8 protein-coding genes and 1 pseudogene are annotated in these 9,905 nt (G+C 63.3%); 7 read left to right on the top strand and 2 right to left on the bottom strand.

Going from position 1 to position 9,905, the window contains the following annotated elements:
* Window positions 1-126, bottom strand: a pseudogene (locus QD408_RS21670) (IS110 family transposase); the annotation flags it as partial.
* Window positions 127-410: 284 nt separating this feature from the next.
* Window positions 411-881 carry a hypothetical protein gene (locus tag QD408_RS21665; RefSeq protein ID WP_088683208.1) on the bottom strand — a complete coding sequence of 157 codons (471 nt, stop codon included), beginning with the start codon at window positions 879-881 and terminating at the stop codon, window positions 411-413.
* Window positions 882-1,141: 260 nt separating this feature from the next.
* Here QD408_RS21665 and QD408_RS21660 point away from each other — a divergent pair, with 260 nt between their 5' ends.
* The 7 genes from QD408_RS21660 to QD408_RS21630 all read left to right on the top strand — a co-directional run bounded on the left by QD408_RS21660 (window position 1,142) and on the right by QD408_RS21630 (window position 9,881).
* Window positions 1,142-2,941 (top strand): hypothetical protein, encoded by a 1,800-nt coding sequence (locus QD408_RS21660; RefSeq protein ID WP_414140707.1) that lies wholly within the window; start codon window positions 1,142-1,144, stop codon window positions 2,939-2,941.
* 243 nt (window positions 2,942-3,184) lie between these two features.
* On the top strand, window positions 3,185-4,396 hold the full coding sequence (locus tag QD408_RS21655) for an alpha/beta hydrolase (protein WP_348626694.1): 1,212 nt from the start codon (window positions 3,185-3,187) through the stop codon (window positions 4,394-4,396).
* Between the two features lie 36 nt (window positions 4,397-4,432).
* Window positions 4,433-6,586, top strand: coding sequence for a mechanosensitive ion channel family protein (locus QD408_RS21650; protein WP_414140706.1), 2,154 nt, complete (start codon window positions 4,433-4,435; stop codon window positions 6,584-6,586).
* A gap of 61 nt (window positions 6,587-6,647) precedes the next feature.
* On the top strand, window positions 6,648-7,121 hold the full coding sequence (locus tag QD408_RS21645; protein ID WP_088683206.1) for a hypothetical protein: 474 nt from the start codon (window positions 6,648-6,650) through the stop codon (window positions 7,119-7,121).
* Window positions 7,122-7,123: 2 nt separating this feature from the next.
* Window positions 7,124-8,350: an HlyD family secretion protein gene (locus QD408_RS21640; protein ID WP_414140705.1), complete on the top strand. Its 1,227-nt coding sequence runs from the start codon at window positions 7,124-7,126 to the stop codon at window positions 8,348-8,350.
* A 164-nt stretch (window positions 8,351-8,514) separates the two neighbouring features.
* Window positions 8,515-8,916 (top strand): c-type cytochrome, encoded by a 402-nt coding sequence (locus QD408_RS21635; protein WP_088683204.1) that lies wholly within the window; start codon window positions 8,515-8,517, stop codon window positions 8,914-8,916.
* Window positions 8,917-9,062: 146 nt separating this feature from the next.
* Window positions 9,063-9,881: a cytochrome c oxidase subunit II gene (locus QD408_RS21630; RefSeq protein WP_414140704.1), complete on the top strand. Its 819-nt coding sequence runs from the start codon at window positions 9,063-9,065 to the stop codon at window positions 9,879-9,881.
* Window positions 9,882-9,905: the final 24 nt, after the last annotated feature.

The raw sequence follows: 9,905 nt of genomic DNA, 5'->3' as shown, positions 1-9,905 counted from the left end.
GCGGATCATCTCTGCCAGAAGTTTGGGGTCCGAAGCGCATTTCCCCCGCCAGATCCGCTTACCTCCCTGCCGGATCGAGATCGCAGTCTCTTTCAATGAAACATCAAGCCCGATATATTGGTCCATGGTTGCCTCCATTCGATGTTTGGGCCCGGTTCAATCGTGAGCCCGTATTGCCATCTTACCGGGGGCAACCACCCCAGACAGCCATCATCTGATAAATATGACATGGGGTGATCGCGCCGCGATTACCCCATGTTTTGCGATAACGACATGCTTAAAAACAAAGACCTAAAGCGCAAGGAGCGAATCTGAAAGATCGCGACGCGCTTTAGGCCGGCCATCTCGCTCGCCGTTTCGATCCCGGCGAGCGTCAATCCTTGCGGGCGTGGCAATACGCCCGCAGCCGGTCAATCATCGACTGGCGGTTCCCAGGTGAGGAAGAAGCCGACGTCGCCGGGCATGCCGTCGGGGAAGTTGATGATCATCGCCTTGAGCCCGTATCCTTGCGGCTTGGCGACCTCCTCAAACAGTTCATAGAGCTCCTTCGCCTTTCCCTGCAGCGTTTTCTGCCATCCGGCGAGGTTGTTGTTGATGGCACGGCCGCTGTCCGTGCAGAAGGTCGATGGAAAACTGTAGATCAGCGCCTCGTATTTGCCGTCCGCCGCCGCTCTCATCACCAGCCGCTTGATGACGGCGCGTTCGGCTTCTCCGATCTGCTTGCGGAAGAAATCTTCGACGAAATCGGCATGTTTCTTTGCCTCACGCGCCTTGATCTTTTCGCTGCGCTCCATTTCCAGGAGCTGGAGTTCCAAAGCGCGTTTGCGCAGGTCCTCGGCGCTCGTCATGGGATGGGATGTGGACGTTTCAGGTGATGTCATCGCCGCCTCCTCCAGAATGCTTGGGCGATGATAGAGCGCGCGGCGAGACGAAGGCAGTAAAATACATGTCCGCTGCGGTAGGATACGGTATCCTACGCCGATGCGGGCCTATGCGGATCTGTATTGGTGTCCGGCGGCCTGTGAATAAGGTAATTCTTAATTAGATTATTCTTCTAAATCGCATTGCCGACATGTCGATGGAGGTCTATCGTCCATGACGTATGCTGCAGGTTGTTTGCAATCGGAGTCTGGGGGAGCCGATGCCAAATGCAGGCGTTGACAGGGCTGGCGGCGACGTTTCTTCACCCGAAGAGGTGCGGCAGCAACTCGACCGCATTCTGTCCAGCCCGGAGTTCCGTCTTCCGGAGCGGGCGCGGAGGTTCCTCGACTTCGTAGTGACCGAAACGCTTGCCGGCCATCGGGACTATCTGAAGGCATTTACCATCGCCCAGGCGGTTTTCGGTCGGGATGCGAGTTTCGACGCGCAGCAGGATCCGTGCGTCCGTATCGAAGCGGGACGGCTGCGCAGGGAGCTGGAACATTATTATCTGACCGCCGGCGCCGCGGACCGGATCATCATCACGATTCCCAGGGGCGGCTATGCGCCTGTCTTCGAGGTGAGGCAAGGCGCGGAGCCTGCGGAGATGCAGCAAACCGGGCAGTCCGCTCCGCCGCCGCCCCCGGGAGACGATGGGCCGCAAGCCGCCGCCCCGGCAGGGGATACGGTCAGCCGGGACAAGGCGATCCGGCGCTTGCCGTGGTCCCGGTACTGGCTTCTTGCGGGAGGTGCTGCGGCCGCCTTGGCCGCCGCCGCGATGTTGCAGCATGCGAGGTCGGTCGATACCGGGAATGAGACGCCGCCGGGAAGCGTCGGCCGCCCGACCATCGTCGTCGAGCGCTTCGAAAGCGCCTCCGGCGGCGGAGCCGCATCCGACATCTCCCAGGGCATCACCGACGACATCATCGAAAAGCTCGTTCCCTTCAATGACATCGTCGTCGCCGCCGCTTTACCGGGCAACAGGGATGGCGAGATTTCGTCGCAACCGATCTATGCCCTGCGGGGAAGCATCAGGCTGGAAGGCGGAACGCTGCGCTCTACGGCGAGGCTCGTGCGGCGCGCCGATGGGATCGTCATCTGGGCGAACAATTACGATGCGGACATGGAAGTCCAGGGCATCCTGAAAACGCAGGCAAGTCTTGCCGAGGAGATCGCGACGGCGGTCGCGCGCCCGTTCGGCGTCATTTTCCAGGCGGACACCGCCAGCATCGCCGGGAGCGCGGACGCTTTTTCCTGCATTCTGGCCTACTACAGCTACCGCAGCGAAATGACCGCGCAGGCGCAGGGCGCGGCAAAATCCTGCCTTCAGCAGGCGGCCGAGCAAATGCCTGACGATTCCAACGTCGTGGCCTTTCTTTCGCTCACCCATCTCGACGAATTCCGCTTTCCATATCAGCTGAACACGAAACCGACGGCTGCCACGCTCGCCACCGCCCGGGAGCTTGCCGAACGCGCCGTGCATCTCGATCCGAAGAATGCGCGTGCGCTTCAGGCGCTGATGCTCGCCAATTTCTTCGGCAACGACCCGGCCGAGGCCCTGCGCGCCGGCGAAGCCGCCTATGCCAGCAATTCGAACGATACCGAAGTGGCGGGCGAATACGGCCTGCGTCTGGCGATGTCGGGAAAATGGGACAGGGGCTGCGAGCTGATTTCGGAGGCCGTCGGCAAGAATGCCGGACCGCAGGGATATTACGAGGTGGGGATGGCGCTCTGCGCCTTCATGCGGGGCGATACGCAAGCCGCGGAATTATGGTCCCGCATGTCGGACCTCAACTACAATCCGATGCACCGCCTCGTCCTGCTTTCGATCCTCGGCACCCTTGGAAAAGCGGCGGAGGCAAAGGAGCAGATCGACTGGATCGAGGCCCGGTCGCCAGGCTTGATCCCGAATGTCAGGCGGGAGGTCGTCCGGCGGCTGGCGCGGATCGAGGACCAGGAACGATTTTTCAACGGGCTGGAGGCTGCCGGTCTGCCTGTGCAAAACGACCCGCCGGGGAATTGACGGCGGCGTGGCCGACAGGCTGCGCTCGCCATCGGCCGAACCAAGCGAAGGGTGCCGTTACCTGTAACATACAGGAACATACATGCCTGCGGCTTCGTCTTTGGCTCAATCTCTTCGATGCGGGCAGGGTCCGACCCGGCAGTATGCGTCAGTGTGGGGAGCAGTGTGAACATCAGCAACATGCGCGGCAGGCAGGCCGCTTTTCGCCAGACGCTTCGACGGCTTCTGGTTTGCGTTACGGTGATCTGCCTGTCGGGCTGCGGCGGGCATCCGAAGGGTGTGCTGACCCCGGTCGCCGAGACCTCTCCTCGCGCCGACCGCGTCGACATGCTGGTCGCCACGACGCGCAGCCGCTCTCCCGTCCCCGGAGAGATGTTCAGCGGCGAGCGCGCCCGCGAGCCCACCTTCGCCGATATCACCGTCTCGATCCCGCCGGGGCGCAAGACCGGCGAAGTCGCCTGGCCGAAGAAGCTGCCGTCCAACCCCAAAACCGATTTCGCGACGCTCAAGGCAGCCGAGATGGATATCGACGGGGCAAAGGCCTGGCTCAGCGCGAGCGTGCGCAAGAGCCCCGACAGGAGCGTCTTCGTCTTCATCCATGGCTACAACACGCGCTTCGAGGATTCCGTCTACCGTTTTGCCCAGATCGTCCATGATTCCGGCGTGCACAGCGCGCCGGTGCTGGTGACATGGCCCTCGCGCGGCCGGCTGCTCGCCTATGGATATGATCGGGAGAGCACGAATTATACCCGCAACGCGCTGGAGAAGCTGTTCCAGTATCTCTACCGCGATCCGGAGATCAAGGAAGTCTCGATCCTCGCCCATTCGATGGGCAACTGGCTCGCCATGGAAGGTCTGCGGCAGATGGCGATCCGTAATGGCCGCCTGCCAGCGAAATTCAAGAACGTCATGCTCGCGGCTCCCGACGTCGATGTCGACGTGTTCCGCCAGCAGATCGGCGACATGGGAAAGCAGCATCCCCAATTCACGCTCTTCGTGTCCCGCGACGACAAGGCGCTCGCCGTCTCGCGAAGGGTCTGGGGCGATGTCGCCCGCCTCGGCTCCATCGATCCCGAGCAGGCGCCCTACAAGCAGGAGCTCGAGGAAAACGAGATCAACGTCATCGACCTGACGAAGGTGAAGACCAGCGACCGGCTCCACCACGCCAAGTTCGCGGCCTCGCCGGAGATCGTCCAGCTGATCGGCGCCCGTATCTCGGAAGGGCAGACGCTGACCGACAGCCGCGTCGGCCTTGGCGAGAGAATCCTCGTGGCGACGACGGAAACGGCAGCTGCGGCGGGCAGTGCCGCGGGCCTGGTGCTGGCAGCACCCGCCGCGGTCGTCGATCAGGATACGCGCGATGCCTACACCGCCGATGCCGGCGCGCGTGGCGGGCCTGGCGGCGGCCCGAAGCCGGCCTGCGGCAATGCTTTCAGGACGGAATGCCGGCCATAGGGCGCAGCGCCCGACACGCGGGGATTGGGAGGGATCATGCGGATGGTGTCATCAAGGAACGTTCTTCGAACGCTGCTGCTGGCGGTGATGGCATCTGTCGCCGCCGCGCTGATGACCATGCCCGCAATGTCGCAGACGCCGCCGGCCGGATTGCCGGCCGAACGGATCGAGCAGTTCATAGCGCTCTCCACCGATCCGGCGGTGCAGGACTGGCTGAAGCAGCAGGCGGCGGCGAAAGCCGCTGCCGCGCCCAGCGAGGCGAAGCCGACCGATCCCTCTTTCGCCGAATTCGCCACGCGCTTCCGCCGGCATTCTTCCGATCTGACGAACGCCGCGGCCTCGTTTCCAGCGGCGATGATGACGGCCGCGGCCGTGCTCGAACGTGATATCCAGGCGAACGGCGGCACCCGGCCTGTGGTCCTGCTGGTCGCCTTCATGGCGGCAGGCTTCGCTGCCCAATGGCTTTTCCGGCGGATCAGCGGCGGCTGGCGCGGCTGGATGGAGCGGGCGCCCTTTTCGACCGTCCGGGAGCGGCTTATCCTTCTCGGCGCGAAGCTTCTCTGGGCCGTATGCCACGTGCTCGCCTTTGCGCTCGGCAGCATCGGCTTCTTCCTCGTCTTCGACTGGCCGCCGCTGGTGCGCGAAATCGTCGTCGGCTACCTCTTCGCTTTCGTCGCCTTCCGCCTTGCGGCCGCGCTCCTGCGCGCTTTGCTCGCGCCTCCGGCCGCCACGGCGCAGCCGGGATTTCGCCTGGTACCGGTCAGCGATGCGGCAGCCACCCACTGGGCGCGCCGTCTCGGCTATCTCTGCGGTTGGTTCGCCTTCGGCTGGGTGACGGTGCGGCTGCTTGGAACGCTCGGCCTTCCCCCCGCCTCGCGGCAACTGGTCGCCTATACGCTGGGTGTCGTGCTCCTGGCGATCGCACTCGAAAGCCTGTGGCGCCGGCCGGTGGACGCGCCGGCCGAGGGTCAGGCGCCGCGCATCGGCCGGGCGATCCGCAACTGGCTGTGGACCGCCTATTTCATCGGTCTCTGGGCTCTCTGGGTCGTCGGCGCGGTGAAGCTCTTCTGGATCGTTGCGGTGTGCGCGGCATTGCCGGCCATCCTTGCGCTCGTCCGCGTCTCTATCGCCAATATTCTGTCCTCTGCCGCCGGCGAGGAAAAGGCCGAGCGGGCAAGCATCGCCTCCGTGCTGGTGGAGCGCGGTGTGCGTGCGATCGTCATCGTCGGCACCATCCTCCTGCTCGCCCGTGCCCTCGATGTCGAGCTGACCCGGATGACGATGCAGGACACGCCGATGCTGCGCATCGTTCGCGGCATGCTCAGCGCCGGCATCATCCTTCTCGTCATCGATCTCGCCTGGAGCCTGGTGCGCGTCATCATCGACCGCAAGCTCGGCGAGACCGATACGACCTACGAGGCCGGCAGCGAGAAGGAGCGCCGCCGGGCGCGGGTCCGCACGCTGCTGCCGATCCTGCGCAACGTGCTGATGATCCTCTTTGCCGCAATCGCGCTGATGATGGCGCTGTCTTCGCTCGGCGTCGAGATCGGGCCGCTGATTGCCGGCGCCGGCGTCGTCGGTGTTGCGATCGGCTTCGGCGCCCAGACCGTCGTCAAGGACATCATCAGCGGCGTATTCTACCTGCTCGACGATGCCTTCCGCGTCGGCGAATACATCCAGAGCGGCAACTACAAGGGAAGCGTCGAATCCTTCAGCCTTCGATCGGTGAAGCTCAGGCATCACCGCGGCGCCGTCTACATCGTGCCGTTCAGTGAACTCGGCGCGATCCAGAACATGAGCCGCGACTGGGTGATCGAGAAGATGACGATCACCGTGGCCTACGACGCCGATGTCGAAAAGGCCCGCAAGATCATCAAGAAGATCGGCCAGGACCTGTTCGCCGACCCCGAGTTCAAGCCCGTCACGATCGAGCCCTTGAAGATGCAGGGTATCGACAGCCTGGGCGACTCCGGATTGCTGCTGCGCATGAAGTTCATGACGCTGCCCGGAGAGCAGTTCACGCTGAAGCGCCGGGCGCTGCGGATGATCTATCAGGCATTCAATGAAAACGGCATCCGGCTCGCCGTGCCGACCGTCCAGGTCGCCGGCGACAAGGCTGCCGATACGGCCGCAGCGGCGCAGCAGGCCCTGACGGCGCACAAACAGGCGCTGGCGGCAGGCGCCGGCTGACATGGCCCATGCGGCCGGCTGGCAAGCCTGACCACCATGGCGTTCAGGAAAGGAGATTTCGATGGAAGACTATCACTCCGCTCTCACCAACCACGTGCCCGGCTTCATCACCGGACCGGGCCAGACGGATTATTTGTTCGTCGGCGTCATCGTGTTTCTGCTCGTGATGATTCTCGTGATCGGCAACCTCTACTTCCAGCTTCACGCCGTTCCCGAACGCATCGCCCACCACACGAACAAGGTGCAGATGGAGATCGTCGCGGTGCTGGCGCTGATCTCGCTCTTCACCCACAATCATCTCTACTGGATCCTCGGCCTACTCCTGGCCTTCATCCGGTTTCCCGATTTTTCGACGCCGCTTTATTCGATCGCCCGGTCGCTCGCCAGGCTTGCCGGCCGTGATCCGGCCGAACTCGAGGAGGAGGCGCCGGCCGCAGCCGGTCATCCGGAACCGGCCCCTGCGCCTGCGCCGGAACCAGTGGCGGAAGCACCAGCCCGGGCTACCGCCAAGACGTTGCACGAAGAGGGGATCTGATCATGCTCGAATTGATGCTTTGCTCAATGCTGACCATCTTCCCCGACTATCTCTACCGGCGCTATGTCCAGGGCAAGCGCATCGGCCAGGAAATCACCCTTTACAGCATGTGGTACGAACTGCGCTGGGGCATCTCCGCCTGCCTGATCCTGACCGTTTCGCTGATCACCATGATCTTCTATTTCCATCCCTCGACGAAAACCGTCACGGCGGTGTTCCGCACCGTCACGATCCTGCCGGAAGCCTCCGGACGGGTCGATGAAGTCTATGTCGGCGTCAACGAAAAGGTCGCCGCCGGCACGCCGCTCTTCCGGCTCGACGATTCACAGCAGAAGGCGGCCCTTGAGACGGCGCGGCGGCAGATTGCCGAGACCGAGGCGGAAGCGAAGGTTGCCCAGACCGAGCTTGCGAGCATGGACGGCCAGATTCAGGAGGCGGAAGGCGCCCTGAAAGTGGCCGAGGACGAGTTGGAGATGAAGACGCAGCTCCTGAAAAACGATGCCGTTGCCCGCCGCGAGGTGGTCCGCCTCACCAATACGGTCGAAGGCCGCAAAGGCTCGCTCAGCGCCGCGCTCGCCAAGAAAGAGACGCTGCAAACCAAGCTCAGCGTTCTCCTGCCGGCGCAGAAGGCGAGCGCGGAGGCGGCCCAGGCCGAGGCCCAGGTGGAACTCGACAAGACGCTCGTCAGGGCGGGCGTATCGGGCACCGTCCAGCAGTTCACGCTGCGGCCCGGCGATGTGCTGAACACCATGCTGCGGCCTGCCGGCATCCTGGTGCCGAGCGAAGCGGGCCGCGGCACGCTGATCGCCGGCTTCGGGCAGATCGAGGCGCAGGTGATGAAACCCGGAATGGTCGCAGAGGCCGTCTGCGTCGGCAAGCCGTTCACCATCATCCCGCTCGTCGTGACCGAGGTGCAGGACGTGATCGCGGCCGGTCAGCTGCGCCCCACCGACCAGCTGGTCGACGTCCAGCAGATGGCGAAACCCGGCACGCTGACGGTGTTCCTGCAGCCGCTCTTCGCCGGCGGCTTGGATGACGTGCCGCCGGGCAGCAGCTGCATCGCCAATGCCTATACCAACAACCACGATGCGCTCGCCGATCCGAATATCAGCGCGCCGCGCTGGGTGTTCCTGCATGTCGTCGACACGGTCGGCGTCGTGCATGCGATGATCCTGCGCATACAGGCGATGCTGCTGCCGGTTCAGACCCTTGTTTTCACCGGGCATTGAACGGGCGATCGAAATGGAACGGTTCCGCTTGCTGCGGGTGAACGCCTCAGAATTGCGGGACCGATTGACTTGCAGCCGCGAAGCACTAAACTTTAAGCATCGCTAACATATTCCGGACGCCAATGGCTGCGGAAGGTGCGAGTGGCTGGGAAACCTTGAGGAGGATGAGGTTTGCCGTGGACGATCGTGTTGTTCTGCTGATTGCCATATCCATCATTGCCCTTTCCCCTGCCGGCGCGGGGGCACAGGAGGGCGATGCGACGGCGGGTGCTGCCGTTTTCAAGAAATGCGCGACCTGTCACGTCGCCGATACCGATACGAACAAGGTCGGCCCGTCGCTGAACGGGCTGTTCGGCCGCACGGCCGGAACGCATCCGGGTTTTGCCTATTCGAGCGGGATGAAGGCGGCCGGCGAGGGCGGCCTCGTCTGGGATGAGGCGACGCTGCGCGATTATCTGCACAATCCGAAAGCGAAGGTGAAGGGCACGAAGATGGCCTTCGTCGGCGTGAAGGACGATCAGGAAATCACCAATCTCGTCGCCTACCTCAAGCAATATTCCAAATGAGAAGCAATACTCCAAATGACGGGGTGCGGCGGTTTAGCGATGCCTAAATCGCCGTAATTGCCGATATTTTCTATCTGTGCGATAATAAATACGGACTTTTTACGGAATGCGGTTTCACGGGTCAACCTGCTCGAGGAGGAGCGGAAATGGCTGTCGTGCTGATCCTCGTCCTGATTGTCGTCGGCTCCGTGCTGTTCCATGTGCTGAGCCCCTGGTGGTGGACGCCGATCGCGTCCAACTGGACCTATATCGACAGCACCCTCGTCATCACCTTCTGGATCACCGGCATCGTCTTCGTGGCGGTGGTTTCCTTCATGGCCTATTGCGTCTACCGCTTCCGCCACAAGCCGGGCAACCGGGCGCATTACGAGCCCGAGAACCGCAGGCTGGAGGTGATGCTCGCCTCGGGAACGGCGGTCGGCGTGGCGGCGATGCTGGCCCCCGGCCTCATCGTCTGGAACCAGTTCATATCGGTGCCGGCCGATGCCGCATCGATCGAAGTCGTTAGCCAGCAATGGCTGTGGAGTTTCCGCCTGCCGGGTGCGGACGGAAAGCTCGGCCGCGCCGAAACGCGCGACGTCACCCCGGAAAATCCGCTCGGCCTCGACAAGAACGATGCAAGCGGCCTCGACGACATCATCGTCGAAGGCGGCGAACTGCATCTGCCCGTGGGCAAGCCGGTGCATATCCTGCTGCGCTCCGTCGATGTGCTTCATGATTTCTACGTGCCGGAGTTCCGCGCCAAGATGGACATGATCCCCGGCATGGTCACCTATTTCTGGCTGACGCCGACACGCACGGGCACTTTCGAGATCCTCTGCGCCGAACTTTGCGGCGTCGGCCATCCGCAGATGCGCGGCACCGTCGTGGTCGACAACGACGCGGACTATCAGACCTGGCTCGGGCAGCAGCAGACATTCACCCAGTTGACGGCGTCATCGGGAGAGCCGCCGCCGGCAAACTGAACCGGCGGGGAAAGGGAGGAGATA

It is taken from the genome of Rhizobium sp. BR 249 (genome assembly GCF_047445895.1).
In the GTDB taxonomy this organism is placed as follows: Bacteria; Pseudomonadota; Alphaproteobacteria; order Rhizobiales; family Rhizobiaceae; genus Rhizobium.
The sequence above is the reverse complement of the archived record's forward strand: the minus strand, read 5'-3'. Positions and strand labels throughout refer to the sequence as shown.

Coding starts and splice junctions, on each gene's coding strand:
- QD408_RS21665 (WP_088683208.1), bottom strand. CDS start 881: ATGACATCACCTGAAACGTCCACATCCCATCCCATGACGAGCGCCGAG.
- QD408_RS21660 (WP_414140707.1), top strand. CDS start 1,142: ATGCCAAATGCAGGCGTTGACAGGGCTGGCGGCGACGTTTCTTCACCC.
- QD408_RS21650 (WP_414140706.1), top strand. CDS start 4,433: ATGCGGATGGTGTCATCAAGGAACGTTCTTCGAACGCTGCTGCTGGCG.
- QD408_RS21645 (WP_088683206.1), top strand. CDS start 6,648: ATGGAAGACTATCACTCCGCTCTCACCAACCACGTGCCCGGCTTCATC.
- QD408_RS21640 (WP_414140705.1), top strand. CDS start 7,124: ATGCTCGAATTGATGCTTTGCTCAATGCTGACCATCTTCCCCGACTAT.
- QD408_RS21635 (WP_088683204.1), top strand. CDS start 8,515: ATGAGGTTTGCCGTGGACGATCGTGTTGTTCTGCTGATTGCCATATCC.
- QD408_RS21630 (WP_414140704.1), top strand. CDS start 9,063: ATGGCTGTCGTGCTGATCCTCGTCCTGATTGTCGTCGGCTCCGTGCTG.